Source organism: Stutzerimonas chloritidismutans AW-1 (assembly GCF_000495915.1).
In the GTDB taxonomy this organism is placed as follows: domain Bacteria; phylum Pseudomonadota; class Gammaproteobacteria; order Pseudomonadales; family Pseudomonadaceae; genus Stutzerimonas; species Stutzerimonas chloritidismutans.
Map to the genome: position 1 here is coordinate 1 of NZ_AOFQ01000006.1, position 22389 is coordinate 22389.

At 65.9% G+C, this 22389-nt stretch carries 15 protein-coding genes; 4 read left to right on the forward strand and 11 right to left on the reverse strand.

Annotation, left to right across the window (positions count from 1 at the left end; genetic code table 11):
- Positions 1–1001, forward strand: a 1001-nt coding sequence (locus F753_RS27505) for a DUF3482 domain-containing protein (RefSeq protein WP_023443974.1), incomplete at its 5' end; no start/stop codon positions are given.
- Positions 1002–1031: 30 nt separating this feature from the next.
- Here F753_RS27505 and F753_RS27510 read toward each other — a convergent pair.
- A complete protein-coding gene (locus tag F753_RS27510; protein WP_031297159.1) occupies positions 1032–1943 on the reverse strand; it encodes a DMT family transporter in 912 nt (303 codons plus the stop codon).
- An 88-nt stretch (positions 1944–2031) separates the two neighbouring features.
- Here F753_RS27510 and F753_RS27515 point away from each other — a divergent pair, with 88 nt between their 5' ends.
- Positions 2032–2946 (forward strand): LysR family transcriptional regulator, encoded by a 915-nt coding sequence (locus F753_RS27515; RefSeq protein WP_023443976.1) that lies wholly within the window; start codon positions 2032–2034, stop codon positions 2944–2946.
- A 118-nt stretch (positions 2947–3064) separates the two neighbouring features.
- Here the strand turns inward: F753_RS27515 and phoU are convergent, their stop codons facing one another.
- The 5 genes from phoU to F753_RS27540 all read right to left on the reverse strand — a co-directional run bounded on the left by phoU (position 3065) and on the right by F753_RS27540 (position 10033).
- Positions 3065–3793, reverse strand: coding sequence for a phosphate signaling complex protein PhoU (gene phoU / locus F753_RS27520; protein WP_003303228.1), 729 nt, complete (start codon positions 3791–3793; stop codon positions 3065–3067).
- Positions 3794–3939: 146 nt separating this feature from the next.
- Positions 3940–4770 carry a phosphate ABC transporter ATP-binding protein PstB gene (pstB, locus tag F753_RS27525; RefSeq protein WP_023443977.1) on the reverse strand — a complete coding sequence of 277 codons (831 nt, stop codon included), beginning with the start codon at positions 4768–4770 and terminating at the stop codon, positions 3940–3942.
- A 74-nt stretch (positions 4771–4844) separates the two neighbouring features.
- Positions 4845–6515: a phosphate ABC transporter permease PstA gene (gene pstA, locus F753_RS27530; RefSeq protein WP_023443978.1), complete on the reverse strand. Its 1671-nt coding sequence runs from the start codon at positions 6513–6515 to the stop codon at positions 4845–4847.
- Positions 6516–6586: 71 nt separating this feature from the next.
- Positions 6587–8863 carry an ABC transporter permease subunit gene (locus F753_RS27535; RefSeq protein WP_023443979.1) on the reverse strand — a complete coding sequence of 759 codons (2277 nt, stop codon included), beginning with the start codon at positions 8861–8863 and terminating at the stop codon, positions 6587–6589.
- 201 nt (positions 8864–9064) lie between these two features.
- Positions 9065–10033 carry a PstS family phosphate ABC transporter substrate-binding protein gene (locus F753_RS27540; RefSeq protein ID WP_023443980.1) on the reverse strand — a complete coding sequence of 323 codons (969 nt, stop codon included), beginning with the start codon at positions 10031–10033 and terminating at the stop codon, positions 9065–9067.
- 223 nt (positions 10034–10256) lie between these two features.
- Between F753_RS27540 and F753_RS27545 the strand changes: the two genes are divergently transcribed.
- Positions 10257–10658, forward strand: a complete 402-nt coding sequence (locus F753_RS27545) for an acyl-CoA thioesterase (protein ID WP_003303235.1) — start codon at positions 10257–10259, stop codon at positions 10656–10658.
- 8 nt (positions 10659–10666) lie between these two features.
- Here F753_RS27545 and F753_RS27550 read toward each other — a convergent pair whose 3' ends face one another.
- The gene (locus tag F753_RS27550; RefSeq protein WP_023443981.1) at positions 10667–11818 is read right to left on the reverse strand and encodes a GGDEF domain-containing protein; all 1152 of its coding nucleotides are present in this window, start codon (positions 11816–11818) and stop codon (positions 10667–10669) included.
- Between the two features lie 227 nt (positions 11819–12045).
- On the opposite strand from F753_RS27550, the gene F753_RS27555 reads away from it, so the two are divergent.
- Positions 12046–12954: an AEC family transporter gene (locus F753_RS27555; protein WP_031297162.1), complete on the forward strand. Its 909-nt coding sequence runs from the start codon at positions 12046–12048 to the stop codon at positions 12952–12954.
- On the opposite strand, the gene F753_RS27560 is transcribed toward F753_RS27555, so the two are convergent.
- The 4 genes from F753_RS27560 to recC all read right to left on the reverse strand — a co-directional run bounded on the left by F753_RS27560 (position 12955) and on the right by recC (position 22294).
- Entirely contained in the window at positions 12955–13398 is a 444-nt protein-coding gene (locus tag F753_RS27560) for a hypothetical protein (protein WP_023443983.1), read from the reverse strand. It abuts the gene before it with no gap.
- A 130-nt stretch (positions 13399–13528) separates the two neighbouring features.
- Positions 13529–15376 (reverse strand): exodeoxyribonuclease V subunit alpha, encoded by a 1848-nt coding sequence (gene recD, locus F753_RS27565; protein ID WP_023443985.1) that lies wholly within the window; start codon positions 15374–15376, stop codon positions 13529–13531.
- 70 nt (positions 15377–15446) lie between these two features.
- Entirely contained in the window at positions 15447–18995 is a 3549-nt protein-coding gene (gene recB / locus F753_RS27570) for an exodeoxyribonuclease V subunit beta (protein WP_023443986.1), read from the reverse strand.
- Positions 18992–22294 (reverse strand): exodeoxyribonuclease V subunit gamma, encoded by a 3303-nt coding sequence (gene recC / locus F753_RS27575; RefSeq protein WP_023443987.1) that lies wholly within the window; start codon positions 22292–22294, stop codon positions 18992–18994. Before recC ends, recB begins: the two co-directional genes overlap by 4 nt.
- Positions 22295–22389: the final 95 nt, after the last annotated feature.

A 22389-nucleotide genomic window follows, 5' to 3' on the forward strand; every position in this document is an offset into this window, starting at 1 on the left:
CCGGGGAGCCGGTACTGGCCAAGTACAAGGACGAGCTGGCGGTACTCGCCGGCTGCGGCAAGCCGCTGCTGCCGGTGCTCAACTTCGTCGCCCAGCCCGGCCATCGCGAGGAGGAATGGCGTCAGGCGCTGGCCCGCCTCGGCCTGCATGCGCTGGTGCGCTTCGACAGCGTGGCGCCGCCCGTGGACGGCGAGCGCCGGCTGTACGAGAGCCTGGCGCTGCTGCTGGAACAGGCGCGGCCCAAGCTGCAGCGGCTGATCGAGGACCATGAAGCCCAGGCCGCGGCGCGCCTGGTCAGCGGCCAGCGGCTGATCGCCGAGCTGCTGGTGGACGTCGCCGCCTGCCGACGCAGCGTGGCCGCACAGCCGGAGCTGGAGCGCGGCGCCATACGTGAATTGCACGACGCCGTGCGTGGCCGCGAACAGCGCTGCGTCGAATCCCTGCTGCGCCTGTATGCCTTCCGCAAGGAGCAGGCGGCAGCCAGCGACCTGCCACTGCTCGACGGCCGCTGGGGCGACGACCTGTTCAATCCGGAAACACTCAAGCAGCTGGGCGTGAAGATCGGCAGTGGTATGGCCGCAGGCGCGGCCGCCGGTGCCGGAGTCGATCTGATGGTCGGTGGCATCACCCTCGGCGCGGCGGCACTGCTCGGCGCCCTTGCCGGCGGCGGCGCGCAGACCGCGCGGCACTATGGCAATCGCCTACTGGGCAAATTAAAGGGCCAGCGTGAACTGAGCGTCGATGACGCCGTGCTGCGCCTGCTCGCCCTGCGACAGCGCCAACTGCTCGCCGTGCTCGCCACCCGAGGGCACGCTGCCACGGAAGCGATCCGCCTGGCCACTCCGCAGGATCAGGGCTGGCGCGAGGGCAAGCTGCCCGAAGCCCTACAACGCTGTCGCGCGCATCCGGAGTGGTCCTCGCTCAACCCCGGCGCCCGCCTGCAGGACGGCGAGCGCCAGGCGGCGCTGGATGAGCTGCAGGCCGAACTGCGACAGAGCTGACCGGTCTGCAGGCCCCGCCGTGCGTACGCGCTAGGCACGGATCGGCGCACCATCGCCAGCCGCGCTCGGCGCGGGCTGGCGGCCGATGCCCAGGGTGCACAGCGTTGCCAGCATGATCAGCGACCCACCCGCCCAACCCATCGGCCCCAACCGCTCACCCAGCCAGAGACCGGCGATTATCGCGCCGAACAGCGGTTCGGAGCCCATCAGCAGCGACACCCGCGTTGCACTGCTGCGCCCCAGCGCGCGGTTCTGCGCGAACATGGCGAACAGCGTGGCGAACAGCACCAGATACAGCATGGCGAACCAGAAGCCCGGCTCCACTGGCAGCGCCGGCAGTCCGCCCGGCAGCGACACGCCGAGCAGGATGCAGCCCGCCGCAACGACTCCGCTCTGCACCGCGGTCAGCGCCAGTGCCGGGATTTCCCGGCCGGCCGTCAATCGCCGGGTCAGGCAGACCAGCACCGCGCGCAGCAACGCGGCGGCCAGCATCAGCGCATCGCCGAGATTGAGCGACAGCTGCGGGCCGCCGGTCAGCAGCCAGACGCCCGCCAGCGACATCGCGCAGGCTAGGAACAGCGTGTTGTGCGGCCGCTGGCGCAGCAGCAGCCATTCCATGAACGGCGTGATCACTACGCACAGGCTGATCAAGAAGGCGGCATTGCTGGCGCTGGTCAGCATCACGCCCCAGGTCTCGCAGAGAAAGATCGCCAGCATCACCAGCCCCAGCGGCAGACCGGGGCGCAGCGCCCGGCGGCCGACCCCGCGCAGTTGCGGCAGCAACAGGACGAAGGTCAGGCCGAAGCGAATCGCCAGGAAACCCAGCACCGGATAGAACAGCAGCGCCTGCTTGGCCACTGCATAGCTGCTGCCCCAGATCAGCGCCACCATCAGCAGCATGCCATCGGCCAGCCACAGCCCCTGTCTCAACGTGCCTTTCATGTTCGAATCCCCGCACCAATCAGGCGCTGATTGTCGGGCCCGCCGCCACGGTCGATAATCCAGCGAAACAGCACAGGACCTGTTCCGCATGGGAACGAATGACAGCACAGCTCTGCTGCCCTACATGGCCGTGTTCGTGCGGGTGGTCGAGGCCGGCAGCTTCTCCGGCGCCGCGCGGCGGCTGGGCAGCACACCGTCGGCGGTAAGCCGCCAGGTGGCCCGGCTGGAGCAGGCTCTGGCACTGCGCCTGCTGGAACGCACGACGCGCCAGCTGCGGCTGAACGAGGCCGGGGCGGAGTTCTACCAGCATTGCCGGGATATGCTCGATGCGGCCGACGCGGCCGTCGCCATCGGCGAACGGCTGATGCGCAGCCCAGGCGGGCTGGTGCGCCTGAGCGTACCCAAGGCCTATGGCAAGTTCGTCGTCGGGCCGTTGATGCCGGCCTTTCTGCAGCGCTACCCCGAGGTCGATGTGCAGCTGCGGATCAGCGACCAGAGCCCGGACCTGATCGAGGACGGCTTCGACCTGCTGGTACTGGTCACCGACAACCCACCCGAAGGCCTGGCCGGCAAGCCACTCGGACCGGTACGCCAGCTGCTCTGCGCCAGCCCCGAATACCTGCAGCGTCACGGCGAGCCGCAACATCCGCAGGACCTGCTGCGCCATAGCTGTCTGTATCTGGGAGAAACGGCGGGAGACAATCGCTGGCACCTGCGCCGCGGGGAGCAGCAGGAGACGGTGACGGTGCGCGGTCGCTACATCAGCAACCACAGCGAGGCGCGGCTGCTGGTGGCGCTGGAACACCTGGGCATCACCTGCCTGCCACACTTCACCGCGGCCCAGGCGCTGGCTGAGGGTCGTTTGCGCGAAGTGCTGCCGCAGTGGCGCTACACCGGTTCATACCAGGGCGCGGCCTGGCTGCTGTGGCGGCAGAATCATCATCTGCCACCGAAGACGCGGGCACTGATCGACTATCTGAGCGAGGCGCTGATCCGCACCTGAGCGGCATCCGTGCGGGCGAACCGATGCAGGTGGATGGGTCGAGCCTCAACGCCAGCGGCGGCTCTGTCCGCAGATTTTGGCGCCGGGCGGACATCGCTGCCCGCCCCGCGACCGCGAATCAGCGCTCCTTCGAGCCTTCCACTTCCTCGGCCATGCGCGCCAGGCCCAGGTGGCGCACGTCGGTGCCGCGCACCAGGTAGATCACCAGTTCGGCGATGTTGCGTGCGTGGTCGCCGATGCGTTCCAGCGAGCGCAGCGCCCAGATCACGCTGAGCACGCGGGAGATCGAGCGCGGGTCTTCCATCATGTAGGTGACCAGTTCGCGCAGCGCGGTCTTGTATTCGCGGTCGACGGTCTTGTCGTACTGCGCCACCGACAGCGCGAGGTCGGCATCGAAGCGGGCAAAGGCGTCGAGCGCTTCCTGCACCATCTTGCGTACCTGGTCGCCGATGTGGCGCACCTCGACATAGCCCTTGGGCGACTCGCCTTCCTCGCACAGCTGGATGGCGCGGCGGGCGATCTTGGTCGCCTCGTCACCGATGCGCTCAAGGTCGATCACCGACTTGGAAATGCTGATGATCAGGCGCAGATCGGAGGCTGCCGGCTGACGGCGGGCGAGGATGCGCACGCACTCCTCGTCGATGTTGCGCTCCATCTGGTTGATCTGGTCATCGACGTCGCGCACCTGCTGAGCGAGGCCCGAATCGGCCTGGATCAGGGCGGTCACCGCGTCATTGACCTGCTTCTCCACCAGCCCGCCCATGGCCAGCAGGTGGCTGCGCACCTCCTCCAGCTCGGCGTTGAACTGCTGGGAAATGTGTTGGGTGTGGCTGTCTTTGCTGATCATGTGCGAACCCTTGCGAAACTGTTGTTCTCTCGCCGGACGGTCCGGCCTTTGGCAAATCGTGCTGCGCTAGGAGGCGGCGCGCAGACAGTACGAACCAGGTACGGCAAGCGCCGCCGACAACGCGCAGCGCGATTTGCCATAGCCGGCTAGCCGTAGCGGCCGGTGATGTAGTCTTCGGTCTGCTTCTTGGCCGGGTTGGTGAACAGCGTATCGGTATCGCCGTACTCGATCAGTTTGCCCATGTACATGAACGCCGTGTAGTCGGAAACCCGCGCGGCCTGCTGCATGTTGTGGGTGACGATGACGATGGTGTACTTGGCCTTCAGTTCGTAGATCAGTTCTTCGACCTTCAGCGAGGAGATCGGGTCGAGGGCCGAACTCGGCTCGTCGAGCAGCAGTACTTCCGGCTGCACGGCGATGGTGCGGGCGATGACCAGACGCTGCTGCTGACCGCCGGAGAGGCCGAGAGCCGATTCGTGCAGACGGTCCTTCACCTCATCCCACAGCGCAGCGCCCTTGAGCGCCCATTCGACAGTCTCGTCGAGCACGCGCTTCTGCTTGATGCCCTGGATGCGCAGGCCGTAGACCACGTTCTCGTAGATGCTCTTGGGGAACGGGTTGGGCTTCTGGAACACCATGCCGACGCGGCGACGCAGGTCGGCCACGTCCTCGCCCTTGCGGTAGATGTTATGGCCGTCGAGGTTGATGGCGCCTTCGATGCGGCAGCCGTCGACCAGGTCGTTCATGCGGTTGAAGCAGCGCAGCAGGGTCGACTTGCCGCAGCCGGACGGGCCGATGAAGGCAGTCACGCGCTGCTTGGGGATGTTCATCGCGACGTTGAACAGCGCCTGCTTCTGCCCGTAATAGAGGCTCAGATCGGGCACTTCGATGGCCACGGCTTCGTTGTTCAGGCTCAGCGCTCGCTTTTCACGACCCAGCGCCGAAATGTCGATGGAATGCGTCTTTGCTTGTGACATGAGATGTCTCCGTATCGCTGGAGGCTAGAAGCGGGCCGCGATCGCGGCACCGGCCTCCAGCGTGTTATCGGCTGTTAGTGGTCGAGCGCTTTGTATTTTTCGCGCAAATGGTTACGAATAACGACCGCAGTCAGGTTCAAGATGGCGATCACCAGCACCAGCAGCAGCGCTGTGGCATAGACCAGCGGCCGCGCGGCCTCGACGTTGGGGCTCTGGAAGCCGACGTCATAGATATGGAAGCCCAGGTGCATGATCTTCTGATCCAGATGCAGATACGGGTAGTTGCCATTGAGCGGCAGGCTCGGCGCCAGCTTGACCACCCCGACCAGCATCAGCGGTGCCACTTCGCCGGCGGCACGCGCAACGGCAAGGATCAGGCCGGTCATCATGGCCGGGCTGGCCATTGGCAGCACCACCTTCCACAGGGTCTCGGACTTGGTCGCCCCGAGTGCCAGCGAGCCTTCACGCAGAATCCGCGGAATGCGCGCCAGGCCTTCCTCAGTGGCGACGATGACCACCGGCAGGGTGAGGATCGCCAGGGTCAGCGAGGCCCACATCAGACCTGGCGTGCCGAACACCGGTGCCGGCGCCGCTTCCGGGTAGAAGATGCGGTCCAGCGACCCGCCCAGGACGTAAACGAAGAAGCCCAGGCCGAACACGCCGTAAACGATCGAGGGCACGCCAGCGAGGTTGTTCACCGCAATGCGGATGATGCGGGTCAGCACGCCCTGCTTGGCGTATTCGCGCAGGTAGACCGCGGCGATCACGCCGAATGGCGTCACGATCACCGCCATGATCAGGGTCATCAGCACGGTACCGAAGATCGCGGGGAAGATGCCGCCCTCAGTGTTGGCCTCACGCGGCTCGTCGCTGACGAACTCCCAGAGCTTGGCAAAGTAGAAACCCATCTTTTCAGGCAACGACATCGCGTTCGGACGGTACGCTCGGACAACCTTGCCCAGGCTGATTTCCTTTTCCTGGCCGTCCATGGTGCGCATGGTGACGCTGTCGCGGTTGAACTCCCCGTACAGCGCGACCAGCTGGCTTTCCAGCTGTTTGTATTCGGCGTCCCACTCAGCACGCTCGGCATCCAGAGCGGCTTGTGCAGCCGCATCGAGCTGCCCATCCAGCTCAAGTTTGCGGGTCTTCAGACGCAGGCGCTCCAGACCGTGGTTAATCCGGCCGATGTCCACCGCCTCCAGCCGAGCGATCCGGGCATGCAGCTCGTCGATGCGGTCGATGCGCTGTTGAAGCTCGCCCCAGGCGGCCGCGCCCTCTGCAACCAGATTGCCCTCTTCCTTCACAGCGAGCAGCTCGCCATAGAAGTTTCCCCATTCGCGGCGCTCCAGCGCCACCAGATCGGCGGGCTTGCGCTGATTGCTCAACCACTCCCCGACGACCCACGAAAAGTCCGCGCCGTAGACTTCACGGTTACCAACCTTGAGAAGCTCGCGAGTCATGAACTCGCCGCCCTCAACGTCGACCGGAAGCCCGCTGGCTGCCAGACGTGCCCGCGGCACTTCTTCTACCTGCACCACCTCACCAGCCATCACGCGCGGCTCTGCACCGGGAATCTGGTAATCAGCCACAACAACGTCGGACGGCCAGAAATGCTCCAGACCACGCACCGCTATCACCGCCAGCAACCCGAGCGTCATGATCACGGCGATGGAAACGGCGCCAGCGTTCATCCAGATCCAGGGGGTGCCGCTCTTGATCCAGGTGTTCAGCGAATCCTTTTTCACGGATCGATACCTTTGTCGAAATCTTTCGTAGCCACATCGGGCTGCGTCTGCGCCCGAAGGCGCGGCTCTTGTTACAGGCTGGCGTACTTGCGGCGCAGGCGCTGGCGGATGACCTCAGCCAGCGTATTCATCACGAAGGTGAACATCAGCAGCACCATCGCGGCGAGGAAGAGCACGCGGTAATGCGTTCCACCTACTTCCGACTCCGGCATCTCCACTGCCACGTTGGCCGCCAAGGTGCGCATGCCTTCGAAGATGTTGGCCTCCATGATCGGCGTGTTGCCGGTGGCCATCAGCACGATCATGGTTTCGCCCACGGCCCGGCCCATGCCGATCATCAGCGCGGAGAAGATGCCAGGGCTGGCGGTCAGCAGCACCACGCGGGTGAGCGTCTGCCAGGGCGTGGCACCGAGCGCCAGGGAGCCCAGGGTGAGACTCTTGGGCACGCTGAACACGGCGTCTTCGGCGATCGAATAGATGGTCGGGATCACCGCAAAGCCCATTGCCAGGCCGATGACCAGGGCGTTGCGCTGATCGAACGGAATACCCAGATCGTTGGACAGCCAATGACGCATGTCGCCATCGAACAGCCAGTTCTCCAAGTGACCGCTGGCGGCAATCGAGCCCCATCCAACCAGCAGGATCACAGGAATCAGCAGCACGGCTTCCCAGCCATCCGGAACGCTAAGCCGCAGACGCTCAGGCAGCCGACTCCAGGCCCAGCTGGCGAGTAGAACGCCTATCGGCGTCAACAGCAGCAGGCTAAAGGTGCCCGGCAAGTGGTTCTCCAGGAAGGGAGCCAGGAACAGGCCGGCGAAGAACCCGAGAATCACCGTCGGCAGCGCTTCCATCAGTTCGATGACCGGCTTGACCTTGCGGCGCAACGTAGGCGCCATGAAGTAGGCGGTGTAGAAAGCCGCGCAGATTGCCAGCGGTGCGGCCAGGAGCATCGCGTAGAAGGCAGCCTTGAGCGTGCCGAAAGCGAGCGGCGAGAGACTCAGCTTGGGTTCGAAATCACCGTTTGCCGAAGTGGACTGCCAGACGTAATCCGGTTCCGGATAGCTCTCGTACCAGACTTTGCCCCACAGCGCGCTCCAGGAAATCTCAGGGTGCGGGTTGTCGATGACAAAGCGCTGCAGCTGGTCACCCGACTCCACCAGCAAGCGGGTGGCACGCGGTGACATCGCGGCAACAGCGGCGCCGTCAGCCACCTGCTCAGTCAATAGGGTGCGATGGGCCGTGCTATGGAAGATGCCCAAAGTGCCATCGCTGTCGAGGGCGAGGAAACCTTTACGTCGCTCCTCCGGAAGGATCTGCCTGACCGGCTGATCGGCCAGCTTGAAGTTACGTACGTTCTTCAGCTCCGCCTGGCCATCGTCCCCGCGCACCATGAACCACTGGCCGATGCCACCGGAAGAGTCGCCGACCATCAGCGATATGCCACCGAGCAGCGAGGCTACCGTGGTGATTTCACCCGTGCCACCGAGCAGCTTGTAGCGGCCATTGAGTTGCTTGCGGCGCAGGTCGAAGACATCGACACTGGCCCGCCCGCTTACGGCGAACATCCACATGTGACGCGGGTCGATGCGCAACGCCTTGATCGGCTCCGATAGCTGGGGGAGCTCCATGCGCTCCTCTTCCAGCGTGACTTCGCCAGTCATCAGATTTTCGCTTGAGGCGATCTTCAACGCGTGCAGCGCCGCGTCGGTTGCCCCGGCGACCATAAGCGTGTCGCCGTTCAGGCTGATGGCGGCGTGCTCGATTGGCCGACCTAGCGGATCCAGGTTCAGCGGTTCTTCGCCAAAGGGGTAGTCCAACTGAGGCGTGATGGTTTTCTTACCGTCCGGATAGCTGACCTTGTAGTTGTGTTCGATAACCAAAACCTGGCCGTTGCTCAGGCCCAGCACCATGCGGCGGTTGCCTGGCGTGTCCTGGCCGACCGAAACAATCCGGCTGTCCGCTGGCAATGGCAGCTCGACGCTGCGTATAGCCTCGCCGGTTTTCACGCTGAAGAAGCGCACAGTGGCATCGCTGCCCAGGCGCATCGCAACCTGATTCTGCTCTTCCATGGCCAGGAGCAGCGGTTCGCCAGCACCGGCCAGCCAGGCAGGTTGCCGCGCGTCGCGTGCGTCCAGCTCGGCGCCCTGAAACATGGGCGTCACGACCTGAGCAAGATAAAAGAAGATCAGGCAGATCGCGCCGAGCACGGCGAGACCACCAATGGAGACATACCAGCGCGCCAAGTTATCTTTCAGCGCACGGATGCGACGTTTGCGCTGCAGAGCCGGGGTGTTGAAGTCCAGCCGTTGCACATCGGAATTCGCGCTCATGGTCTCTATATCGTTCATGCGAAGGTCCTGGCCGCTCGGGCCGCTTAACTGCGCTGCTTGGCGCGAGTCGTTTCCAGGCTTGATGGCCGGTCGGTCGCTAATTTAATGCAGCCGTGTGACAGAAAAATTACAGCCGGGTGACACGACGACGCCCGCCAGCGCATTAGCGTGGCGGGCGTCGGCTCAGCTCGTAGCTTGCGCCACGAGCCAGGCCTGGTCTCAGTTGAGGCCCAGATCCTTCAGCGTCTTCTCGACGACTTTCTTCGGCAGCGGGATGTAGCCATCCTTGACCACAACTTCCTGGCCCTGCTTGGAAAGCACCAGCTTGAGGAACTCGGCATCGATCGGGCTCAGCGGCTTGTTCGGCGCCTTGTTGACGTAGACGTAGAAGAAGCGCGCCAGCGGGAACTTGCCAGCCAAAGCGTTCTCTTCGTTGGCCTCGAAAGCCTCGCCACCCTTGGACAGCGGCACGGCACGGACGCTGGAGGTCTTGTAGCCGATGCCCGAGTAACCGATGGCGTTCAGGGTGCTGGAGATCGACTGCACCACCGAGGCGGAACCCGGCTGCTCGTTGACGTTGGACTTGAAGTCACCCTTGCACAGGGCTTCTTCCTTGAAGTAACCGTAGGTGCCGGATACCGAGTTACGGCCGAACAGCTGAATCGGCTTGCCGGCCCACTCGCCCGTCAGACCAACGTCTCCCCAGGTTTTGATGTCCTTCTCGCCACCGCACAGGCGGGTGCTGGAGAAGATCGCGTCGACCTGCTCGATGTCCAGCGACTTGATCGGGTTGTCCTTGTGCACGAACACCGCCAGGGCGTCGATGGCCACCGGCACTTCGGTCGGCTTGTAGCCATACTTCTCTTCGAAGGCCTGGATCTCGTTGTCCTTCATCGGGCGGCTCATCGGGCCCATGTTGGAGGTGCCTTCGGTCAGAGCGGGCGGTGCGGTGGAAGAACCGGCTGCCTGGATCTGGATATTGACGTTCGGGTAGCTGCGCTTGAAGTCTTCGGCCCACAGGGTCATCAGGTTGGCCAGGGAGTCGGAACCAACGCTGGACAGGTTGCCGGAAACACCGGAGGTCTTCTGGTAGCTCGGCAGGGCCGGGTCTACAGCAGCGACCGCGCTCGCGGCGCCAACGCCAGCGGCTACAAAGGTCAGGGCCGCCATCAAACGATTCAGTTTCATACCTTGCTCCTAGCAGGTGTGTGCTCGAGTGTGTTGGAACGGGGGCCAGTATCTGCAGGCCGTGTGAACACTCTATGAAGCAAGTGTGACAATCTGATTACCAAGCGCACCGTTGACCTGGTTCGGTCGCTGTAGCGCAACACAGCCGCTATACTCGGCGCCGTCGCCCGTGCCAGAGCGGGCATTTCGCGCCAGAACAACAACGCGCCGCGAGTCCGACCGAATGAAAGAATACGAACAGGAAGATCCGATCCCGCAGGGCGACCTGGCCCTGCAGCTCACCGCATTGCCGCGGGAAACCAATGGTTTTGGCGATATCTATGGCGGTTGGCTGGTGTCGCAGATGGATCTGGCCGGCACCGCGATGGCAAGCCGCGTGGCCGCCGGCCGTGTCGCCACGGTCTCCATCGATCGCATGGCGTTCATGGTTCCGGTAGCGGTTGGCGCGCAGCTGTCCTTCTATACCCAGACGCTGGAGGTCGGGCGCAGCTCGATCCGCATGCTGGTGGAAGTCTGGAGCGACGACCCGCTGTCCAGCGAGTGGCGCAAGGTTACCGAGGCGGTCTTCGTATTCGTCGCCATCGACGGCAGCGGTCGCACCCGCTCGGTGCCACCGCGCCGCTAAGCCATCCGCTAGTGAAGCTGTGGCTCGGGTCGCAGTAGCCCGGCCGCGACCGCAAAACGATTCTTGCCACCACTCTTGGCCTGATACAGCGCGGTATCGGCGCAGTGATAGAGCTGCTCGGCCTGCTGGCCGTCCTGCAACGTGGCGATTCCGATACTGACCCCCACCCGCGCCGCCGAATCATGCGGATGCCTGATATCCAGCGCAGCCAGTGCGGTGATCACCTGACGGGCGATGCGCTGCGCGGCGGCGTTGTCGCAGTTGTACAGCAGCAGTGCGAACTCCTCACCGCCAACCCGTGCCGCTTCGTCCAGCGGGCGCCGCGCGAACCCGGCGAGCAACTCGCCGAAGGTGCGGATCAGTGCATCGCCGGCCGGATGGCCGAATGTGTCGTTATAGGCCTTGAAATCATCCAGATCGAGCAGCAGAAGGCTCAGCGGGCGCCGGTCTCGACGGGCCTGGGCGATCCGCTGGGGCAGCGCGCGATCATGACTGCGCCGGTTGGCCAGACCGCTGAGCGCGTCGTGCTCGGCGACCCAGCCCAGCAGTTGGCGGGTCAGAAACTGGTCGCGCTGCGAGTACTCATGAACATAGCGACTGATCGCGCCGATGATCAGTAACAGCAGGTAATAGCTGACGGCGATCCAGTGTTCCGGCATCTGCTCGGCCGACAGGATCAGGCTGGCCATGCACACGTCGGCCAGCACGATCAGCACCGCGCACAGCAGCGCCCACCAGAAGGTCACGCCGAGAAAGAAGAACGACGCGACGATCAGCAGCCCAGCGCCGTAACGGAAATTCAGCTCCGCATCGAGCGTTTCGAAGCGGATGTCGATCAGCGCGGCCAGCATGCCGACCATCACCAGCAGCACGGGAAACATGCGGTTGGCCTGCGCGCGAAACCTGCGGCTGTAGAAGGTCAGCACCAGCACGACGACGCCCGGCAGAATCTGCAAGAGGCGCAACAGCGTCAGCGTTGTCAGCCAGCCGGTATCGGCAAGATCGAACAACCGGTGCTCGCAATACAGATAACCGCTGACCGCAAAGATCAGCAGCAGGGCGGCGAGGCGCTGCGATATTCGCGCATGACGATCCAGATAGCGCCGAAACTCCCTCTCCAGCTCCGGCGCAAAGCGCAGCAGGCGGAACCCGCCATGCAACTGCCGGCCATAAGGCGTATCGCGGAAGTCCTCGGTAGAGGCCTGGGGGGTATGTGGCGCATCGGAAGCTCGCAGGTTCGACGCGCGATGATATCACCAAGCCACTACGCAACAGACAGCCGTCCGACCGACGTAGCACCGCTGCCGCCACGCCAGCTCGAAGATGAAGGTTGCACTGAACGTTGGCAGCATCGAAGATCGCGCTACATGCACTGTTGGATGTATCCGTGACCGCCCTGCTACTCGCCCTCTGGCCCCTTTTCGCTCTTATCGTCGCCGGCTATTTCCTGCACCTGCGCGCCTTTCCCAGTGCGGAATTCTGGCCCGGCGCCGAGCGCATCAACTACTTCATCCTCTTCCCCGCTCTGCTGTTCAGCAGCCTGGCGACCGCACCGCTGGATAACCCAGCACTGCCGCGCCTGGCCGGCGCCGTGATGCTCGCCCTGGGCCTGGCCTGGATCGCGCTGCTGATCGCCAAGCGGTTGCGCGGCTGGTCTGCCGGCCGCTTCGGCGCCATCACCCAGGGCGTGCTGCGTTTCAACACCTACCTCGGCTTGGCCGCGGTGGGCAGCCTGTTCGGCAAGGAAGGTCTGGCGTTGGCTGCGCTGATGCTGGCGCTGATGGTGCCGACGGTGAACGTGATGTCGGTGTGGGCGCTGACCGCCGAGCGCGGCGTCAGCGTGCGCGGTCTGCTGCTGCCCATCGCAAAGAACCCGCTGATTCTCGCCTGTGTCGCCGGCGCGCTGGTCAATCTGTCGGGCCTGGGTCTGCCCGGCGGCACCGACCGCCTGCTGAGTCTGCTCGCCGCCGCCAGCCTGCCGTTGGGCCTGCTCTGCGTCGGCGCGGCGCTCAAACCCCAGGAGCTGGGCGGGGAGATCCCGGCGCTGGGCTGGAACAGCGCGGTGCGCCTGCTGGCCGTTCCGCTGCTCGCCTACGGTGTGGCGATGGTGCTCGGCCTGCCCGATATGGAAACCACCATCCTGGTGCTGTTCTTCGCCCTGCCCACCGCCCCCACTGCCTACGTGCTCACCCGCCAGCTCGGCGGCGACAGCCATCTGATGGCGGGCATCATCACCTTGCAGACCCTGCTCGCGGCGGCCAGCCTGCCGCTGGTGCTGACGCTGCTGAACGGCTGATCAGCGCGCGACCTGCCCGCGTAGCAGACGCAGCAGCATCAGCGCCATGCCGACACCCAGCGCGCCGAGCACCAGCAGCGGGCCGAGATAACCGAGGGCGTCCTGCAGCCAACCGAGCAGCAGGTGCAGCCATTCGGTGTGCAACGAGGCTTCGACTGCAACGTAACCGCCCTGCTCCCAGATCTGGTAGGCGGCGTACAGCGGAATCAGCGTCAGCGGCAGCAGGATCAGGCACAGCCAGTAGCCGCTGCGCCGGTACGCACCCAGCAGCCCCCATGGCAGGTAAGCAGCACGAATCAGCTGGAAGAAGCAGACGATGTAATAGACCACCAGCAGCAGGGCGAAACCGCTGGCCACGGAGGGCGCGAGCCAGAGTTCACGCAGCGCCGCGGTGCTGATGAACAGGCTGAGCGCGCCCCATAGCAGAAGAAAGAAGGTTCTCATCGCAAGTCCCGGTGTCGGCTTTTGGCGAAAGCGCATCGGAACAGAATTCCGAGCGCCATACGCACAACCGCTTCACGAAACAGGCGGCGATGAGCAGCGATCATGCCGGCTTCGAGCAGGCGCGCACGGTTTAGAACAGGCTGAGCTGATCGCTTTTTGGCTCATCTGGCTTGGCCACCGGCACTGCCTCTGTGGCTCTGGTCTGAGCGCAGGGGAGCGCCAATCGCTCGGCCAGTCCTGCGGCGCGCTCGGCGCGGGTATTGACCGCTTCGGCCAGCCGCGCCGGCAGCGCCCAGATCTCCACCTTGCGCTTGGCACGGGTGATACCGGTGTAGAACAGCGAGCGCGTCAGCAGCGGGCTGGGCTGTTCCGGCAACGCCAGCAGCACCTCGGTGAACTCCGAGCCCTGGCTCTTGTGCACGGTCATGGCGAAGGCGCTGTCGTGGCTCGGCAACCGTGCCGGGGCGAAGCCGCGATAGCCCTCGTCACCCTCGAAGAACACCCGCAGGCCCTGCTCGGTTTTCAGACACAGGCCGATATCGCCGTTGAACAGGCCCAGGGCGTAGTCGTTCTGCCGGACCATCACTGCGCGGCCGGGGTACCAGCGTTCGCGGGCGGGCACGCTGAGGCGGCGCTTGAAGCGCGCTTCCAGTGCCTCGTTGATGCCGGTGACGCCAAAGGCGCCTTCGCGCTGGGCAGTCAGCGCGCGGAAACCGTTGAAGGCCTCGAACGCGGCGGATGGATCGGCCTGGCGTGCGGCCTGCAGATAGGGCGAATAGCCCTGCTCCAGTCGCTCGATCAATGCGGCGGACGTTGGCGTGGCATTCCAGGCAAGATCGGCGCGCCCTTCCTGCAGCAGCGCCACCGTGCCCTTGGCGTCGCCGCCATTGATTCGCCGCGCCAGCTCGCCGATACCGCTGTCGCCGGCGAAGCGGTGGCTGTGGGTGAGCAGCACCACCGCATCGCCGAGGCGCGAGCGCGGCGTCTCGACCGGTACGGCCTGCCCGGTAATGCGTTGCAGATCGGTCGCGGCCTGACTATCGAAACCGCGCCCTTCACAGAGTTCGGCGAACACCGCGCCGGCCTCCACGGCGGCCAGCTGGTCCTTGTCGCCGAGCAGGATCAGTCTCGCCTTCGGCGGCAGCGCAGCGACCAGCTTGGCCATCAGCGCCAGATCGACCATCGACGCCTCGTCCACCACCAGCACGTCCAGCGCCAACGGGTTGGCCGCGTCATGCCGTACTTTCGGGCTGTCGCCGCGGCTGCCGAGCAGGCGGTGCAGGGTGCGCGCCTCGTCCGGCAGGGCGTCCTTGACGGCATCGCTGACCGGCAGATCGGCCTTGGCGTTGCGGATCGCTTCGGCCATGCGCGCCGCGGCCTTGCCGGTAGGTGCCGCGAGGCCGATGGCGAGGCGTTCGCCGCCGGGCTGCTCCAGCAATGCCGCCAGCAAACGGACCACCGTGGTGGTCTTGCCGGTGCCGGGGCCGCCGGAGATCACGGCCAAGCGGCGGCGTACCGCCTGAGCCGCGGCGAGGCGCTGCCAATCGGGGCTTTGCTGATTGAAGGCGAACAACCGCGCCAGGCTGTCGCTCAGCTGAGTTTCATCGACATCCGGTGCGTCCGCTGCGCGAGTCAGCAGCTGTTCCGCCAGTTGCTCCTCGTAGGCCTGGTAACGGGCCAGGTAGAGCCGGTCGCCAACGAGCATCAGCGGCGCGTAATCATCAGATGTGCCGATCAGAGGCGAGGCCTCCAGTTGCGCCCGCCATTGCGCCATCGAAGGCAAAGCCAGGTCGACTTCAGGCCAGGGTCGCTTGCCGGCGAAACGCTGGAGCAGCAGGCAGACGTCTCCGGACGCCAGGGCTTCACAGCACAGCGCGGCGGCGAGCAGCACCGGCTCGGACGCATGCGGGTCGAGGCGCTGCAGGCTGGCGACGAAGGCGCGCTCCAGTGGGCCGAAGGGCAGATCGGCAAGGGTCATATGTCGCTCCTGAAATGCATGAAGGCGCCGCTAAGCCCACATTCGCGGTCAAGACCGCTAAACCGCGTCATCAATGCCCCTCCTCGAACAACCGATCCAGCGCATCGAGCAACGCATCGTCCGGCCGGGCGAAATACACTCCGGCCTCCGGCATGCCGCGCAGGAACAGGTAGAAAGCGCCTCCGAGCTGCTCGTCTTGAAAATCCGCCAGCCGCTGGCGCAGGAAGCGGCGCAGCGCTACTAGATAGATCAGGTATTGCAGGTAGTAATGCTCGCCTGCCAGCGCCTGCAGCAGCCGTTCGCCGCCGTAGTAGCTGGCGTCCGGGCCGAGCCAGTTGGATTTGTAGTCGGCGATGTACCAGCGGCCGTTGTGCTCGAAGGTCAGGTCGATAAAGCCTTTGAGAAAGCCCTTGAGGCTGTCGAATTCCAGCCGCGCCGCCGCTTCGCGCAAGGGTTCGGCGAGGCCGTTGGCCGGATCGACGAGCAATGCGCGCAGCCGCGCCACGTCCAGATCCCGCACCGGAAAGGTGAAGCCCAGTTCGGGCAGGCGTCTGGCCGACTGCAACGCGGCGAGGGTCAGGCCGCCGCCATCCATATCGGTGTCGAGCACCTTTTGCAGATGGCTGATGGCGATTTCCTTCCACTCCAGCGGCAGACCGTAGGCCTGCAAAGCGGGTTCGACCAGCGCCTCCAGCTCGCCTTTGCCTCGCGCCCAGTCTTCGAGAATCGCGTGCAGGCAGGTTCCGGCGCGCGCGCCACGGGGAAAGGCAAAAAAGCCGCTGCCCGGCTCCCCGGCATCGGGCATGGCCAGGGCGTCGCGGTCGGGCGCTTCCATGTGCATGCCGGCGGCCAGCCCGGAGAAGCTGCCGATGCGCCAGGCGCTGTGCAGGCTGCGATTGAGCTGCGACAACTGCTGAGGCGGCGCGGCGCGGCCGGGACCCTGTGCATTGGCTTCGCGCGACTCCAGCGGCAGGCAGGCCATTCGGCCGTTGCTGCCCTGCACCAGCCGCTCGATGGCTAGGCGCAGGCTGCCGCCGTTGAAGTCCGCCAGGTAGTTGCCCAGCTCGCTCAGCGGTTGTTCACCTGGGAGTTCACGCCCATGCAGCAGCCAGGCCAGGGCACTGCTGTGCAGGCCCTCATCGGCCAGGCTGCCGTCCTTCTTCGGTTTGCACAGATTCACCGGCCCCCAGTGCAGCCAGAGCCGGTCACGGGCGCGGGTCAGCGCGACATAGGCCAGGCGCAGCTGTTCGGCGAACACCTCCTGGCGGGCGCGTTCGAGGTTGTCCTCCAGCTCACAGCTACCGAGATCCAGCAGTGGCTGGCCAGTCGCATCGTGGCAGCGGGCGCTGTCGCGGTTCTTGCCGAGCAGCTTGCCGTCCCAGAGGAAGGGACAGAACACCAGTGGGTATTCCAGGCCCTTGCTGGTGTGGATGGTGACGATCTGCACCCGCTCAGCATCGCTTTCCAGGCGCAGCAGGGCTTCTTCGCCGGCGCCTTCGCTGCCGCGCTGCAGATTGAACCAGGCGAGCAGCGGCTCAAGACCCGGGCGCAGCAGGCTTTCGGCTTGCAACAGTTCACCCAGATGCAGGAGGTTGGTCAGCCGACGTTCGCCATCGACACGCGCCAGCAGCCGTTCGGCCACCGCCTGCTCGTCGAGCCAGGCACGGAATACGCGCATGAACCCCTGCTGCTGCCAGAGCTGGTGATAGCGTTCGGCGGCTTCGCGCTCTGCGTCCCACTGCTGCTGATCGTCCTGGCAGCGGGCCAGATCGGCGGCGCTGCGGCCCAGTAGGCGCGTGGCCAGTGCATAGCGCAGCAGACCTTCGCGACCGGGCTCCGCATAGGCGGCCAATACCGCGGCGAGTTCTGTAGCCTCTTCGCTGCGCCAGACACTGTCGCGCCCGCGGCGCACGCTGGGCACGCCTCGCGCCGCCAGCTCGTCGGCGATCATCCCCGCCTGTCGATGGTTGGCGACCAGCACGGCAATGTCACCGCCCTTGAGCGGGGTAAACACGCCGTCCTTGTCGAAGCCAGCACGGCCCTCGGCGGCGCCCGCCAGTTGCAGGGCGATACGCCGGGCGGTGTCGCTTGCGGCCAGCTGCGCGGCTTCGCCCTTGCCCAGCGGATCGTCACCCAGCCAGACGAGCGACAGCGGCGCCGCCTCGCCCTCCTCCCCCAGCCGCAAGCTCGCACGCGGCTTGTCGGCCGCGCCTACTGCTGGATAGCGCAGATCAGGTTGGGCGAACGGCTGTGGATGATCGAACAGCTGGTTCAGCGCAGCGATCAGCTCGGGCGTCGAGCGGTAGTTGATCGGCAGGTTGAAGGGCTCGCGATCGGCCTGCTGCTTGGCGGTCATGTAAGTCGCCAAATCTGCGCCGCGGAAGGCATAGATCGCCTGCTTGGGATCGCCGACAAAACACAGCGATGCCTCGCCCGCCTTGGCATACATGCGGTTGAAGATGGCGTACTGGATCGGGTCGGTGTCCTGGAATTCGTCGATCAGCGCCAGCGGATAGGTGGCACGCAGCGAGGCCGCCAGGTCTTCGCCGACCGGGCCTTGCAGCGCCTGGTCCAGACGATTGAGCAGATCGTCGAAGGCCAGCAGCCGCTGCGCCGCTTTGCGCTCCGGCAGCTCGCGATTGAGCCGTTCCAGCAGCGCGACCTGCAAGGCGATCAACCGCTGCTTGCCGGCCGGTAGCGCCTCGGCGACCTGATCGGCCAGTTCATCCAGCGCATGGGCCAGTTCGCAGACGGGCGCGTCATGGCCCTTCTTGCAGGCCTTGCTCAACGCTCTGACACCGAACTTGGCCGCGCCCTCGGGTAGATCGAACATTACTGCCGGGTCAGCAAAATAGGCGTCGAGCTCGCTCCGCCAGGGCTCGAACTTGATGCCTTTGTGAGTACTTTGGCTGAGCCCACCGTGCGCCCGGAGTTCGGCGATCCAGGCGGTGCCCGCCTGCTTCCACAACTCAGCGGCGCGCTGCCAGACGGCCTCGACCGGACGCAGGTCGGCGGCGACCGGCGCGCCCTGCGGTTCCACCCGCAAGTACGGCTTGCCCAGATGACTGCGCAGCCGCTGGCGCAGCCACACCGGCGTGATCCGGCTCTTGGCCAGGAAGCGCGCCCAGGCCGGATCGGCATCGGCCAGCTCGCTGCGCCAGGCATCGGCCAGCAGCGCATCGATGATCTCGCGGTCATCGGCGGTCAGCTCGCTGTCGAAATCGCCCCCGGCCTCGAAGGCGGCGTCCTGCAAGGCACGCTGGCAGAAGCCGTGAATGGTGAAGATCGCCGCCTCGTCGAAGCCGTGCACCGCCAGCAACAAGCGACGGCGCGAGGCTTCGTCGGGATAGCGGGCGTGTAGGCGGTTGAGAAAATCGTCGCTGCTCGGGGTGCCGTCGTAGACCGCCAGCAGGTCGGCCAGCCGCGCCCGGATGCGCTCACGTAGTTCAGCAGTGGCGGCGGTGGTGTAGGTGACCACCAGAATCTGCCCCACCGACAGCTGCCGCTCCAGCAGCAGACGCGCATAGAGCGCGGTAAGTGTCCAGGTCTTGCCGGTGCCGGCGCTGGCCTCGATCAGCGAGCGGCCGTCGAAGGGCGAGTCGAGCAGGTCGAGTTTCATGCTTCCTCCTCGTCTTGCGCCAAGGCATCCAGCGCAGGGCCGATCAATTCCTGAGCCAGCGTTTCGAAACGCTCGTCCAGCGGATCGCGGTCGCGGAAGGCCAAGGCGTTCCAGGGGTCTTCGGCCTCGGCGGCGATGGGGCTGAACTCGGCACCCAGCCAGGCTTCGCGGGCGCGCTTGCGGGCGCAGTCGAGCGGTTCACTGCCGCGGGCCGGCTTGCGATAGCCCTTGGCGAAGGCATGGCTGCTACGCGGCAGCAACGGCAGCGGTTCGCGGATGGCGCAGCGATAGGCCGCCAGCCAGGGTTCGAGCAGCTGCGCGGCATTGGCCAGCGGCCCCAGCTGCCAGTCACCGGCGGGCGATAGCATCAGGCTGTGGCGCTCGATATCGGGCGTGGCGGACAGGTTGAGCAGCAGATGACGCAGCCAGAACGGCGGCAGGTCCCATTCGCCGAGGCGGCCGAGCTTCCAGCCGAACAGCCCGGCCGGGGTCACGCCGTCGAGCCAGCCATGCACGCGCACGCCGGCCAGGGTGATATCCACCGGCAGCGGCTCGGGCACGGCGTCCGGGCGCAGTTCGAACAGGCGCGGCGCGAAGGCACGCACCGGCCCGCGCAGCTTGCCCCACAGCGCCTGGCCCAGCTCGCCCGTCGGCAGCCAGCCGGCCGCACAAGCCATGCGCCGTTCGTCTTCATCGCTCCAGCCGTGTTCCATCGCCTGCAGCGACAGCCGACGCAGGCCGTTCCAGGCTGGCATCTCCAAATCGAACGGCTCATCGCTGGCGAGCGATTCCTGGTCATCGGCCAGACGCAGACCAAGGCGTTGCTCGAGCAGAAAGCGCGCCGGATGGCGGAAGCACTGCAACAGCTGCGACGGCTCGATGGTCAGCCAGGCCTCATCGGGCTCTGCGAGCCGGCTGGCGAACGGCTGTGGCTGAGTCTGCGGTGGCTCGGCCAGACGCCCGGCGGCGCGAAACCAGGGCGAGGAGAAACCGGCGCAAAGCCCGTCGCCGAAATTGCGCGGCGAGAACGGCTGCAGCGGGTGGGCGACGAGAATTTTCTGGCTGGCCGTCTTGGGCGCGGACTCGCCGGTATGCTCGGAAGCCTGCGCGGTAGGCGGCAGCACGGCGGTCATGTCCACTGCCTCCAGCACTTCACTGAGCAGCACCGACGGCGGCAGCACGGCGTTGTCGCGCGGGTCGCGGCCGACATAGGACAGGTACAACGCTTCGCGCGCCGAAAGCAGGGTTTCCAGCAGCAGGTAGCGATCATCCAGCCGCCGGGCACGGTCGCCGCGGCGTGGATGGCGACCGATCAGATCGAAACCCGACGGCGGCGTACGCCGGGGAAAGGCCCCATCGTCCAGCCCAAGCAGGCAGACCACGCGGAACGGCAGGCTGCGCATCGGCACCATGGTGCAGAAGGTCACCGCGCCGGTGAGAAAGCCCGAGGCGCCGCCGCCCTGCTGCAGGGCGGTGCTGAGCTGCTGGTGCACCAGTTCCAGTTCGATGGGCCGAGTCAGGTCTGCAGCCTGGGCCTGATCGCGCAACGCCGCGCATGCCTGGGACAACAAGAGCAACGTGTCGCCGGCTTCGCGCTCGTCGAACAGGGTGTCGATCAGCACTTGCAGGTCATCCGCCCACTCGGCCAACGGACGCGGCCGAGCCAGTTGATCGGCCAAGACTCCGAGCCGTTCGACGAACTCCACCAGCCGCCCGAGCAACTGCCCGCGCGCGCCTTCCAGAGCATCCAGCGGCCAGTGCTCGCCGAGCAGTGGCGCATGGTCGCCAGCCAGTTGCGGCGGCGCGGCAAAGCCCAGCAGCAGGCGGTCCAGCCCCTGGCGCCAGGTGAAGGCTGACTCGTCCGGCAGGCCGAGACGCGCCCGCTGGCTACCGTCGCGGCCCCAACGCACGCCGGCTTCGCGTAGCCAGTCGCGCAGCAGCGGCAGGTCTTCGCTTTCGATCCCGGCGCGCCGGGCAATGGCCGGCTGCTCCAGCCAAGCGAGGACTTCCTCGGCGGTAAAACGGCTCTGCGCCAGCATCAGCAATTCGAGGAAGGCCTCGATCAGCGGCATCTCGGCGCGCAGGCTGCGGTCGGCCAGGCTGTAGGGAATCCGCGGGCTGCCCTCGCGCGGGGCGAACACGGCTTCGATAAAGGGTGCGTAGCGCTCGATATCGGGGGTCAGCACCACCACCTGATCAGGCGTCAGCGCCGGGTTGGCGGCGAAACGCGCCAGCAGCTGGTCATGCAGAATCTCCACCTCGCGCAGCGGCGAATGGGCGATATGCACTTCCAGCGAACGGTCGTCCTCGGCCAGGCTGATGCGCTCCTCGGGCTGCCGGGTGCGCAGGCGCAAGATGTCGTTCTGCAGCGCGTGCAGCAGGCTGTCGTCGCGCAGGTCCTCGTCTTCGGAATAGAGGCCGAAATCCTGGCTGCCTTCGCTGGCTGTCAGGCTGAACAAGGAATCGAAGAAGTCCCGGCCCTGCTTACCAAGGCTGGCCAGCAACGGGTGACCCACGTCCAGGTACCAATCGTCAGCACCGCTCTCGGGCTGGCGCGCCAGCTCGCGGATATCACGAATCTCGCCCCAGGCCTCGCGGCTGGGGTTGAGTGCGCAGACCACCACGTCGATATGCTGCGCCAGGCCGTCGAGCACGCGCAGGTGGTGCGGTGGCAGGCTGCTGATACCGAACACCAGCAGACGCTCCGGCAGCCCCGACAAGGGCTCGTCGCTGTAGAGCCGTTGCAGCAGATCGTCGAGCAGCCGCGCGCGGTGCGGATGGCCGTCCTTGGTCAGCTCACGCCAGAGCAGCGCCTGCCAGGCTTCGTCCGGGCCGAGATTGAAGGTTTCGCCACGCTCCCAGGCCGCCAGCCAGTCGTCGCGATAGAGCAGGTACTGGTCGAAGACGTCGGCGATCTTCGCTGCCAGCGACAGCCGCCGGCGCTCGTCGCCACCGTCGAGGTACTGCGCCAGACGTGGCGCCAGCTCGAGATTGGCTGGCTCGCAAATCCAGCCATAGAGGCGCCAGGTCAGGGTGGTGGGGGAAAACGCCGATTGCTCGGGCAGGCTGCCCAGCACGGTACGGCTGAGGTCCCAGACGAACTTGGCCGGCAGCTGAATCTCCATCTGCATGGCGATGCCCTGCTTGCGCGCCAGCTCCAGCGTCAGCCAGCGGCCCATGCCCTGGCTCGGCACCACCACCAGCGCCGGAGCGAAGGGATCGGCGAGTGGCTGGGCGAGCAGGCGCGTGGCCAGTTCGCCGAGGGTTTCCAGATCGGGAGCGTGGTAGAGGCTGAGCATGGGCGCACCGCGTGAACAGAAGTCGCTAGGTTACAGGCCGCTCCGCAAGGGAGCGAGCCGTGCACTTGAGTCTGTATCCCGGTTGCGACAACTCG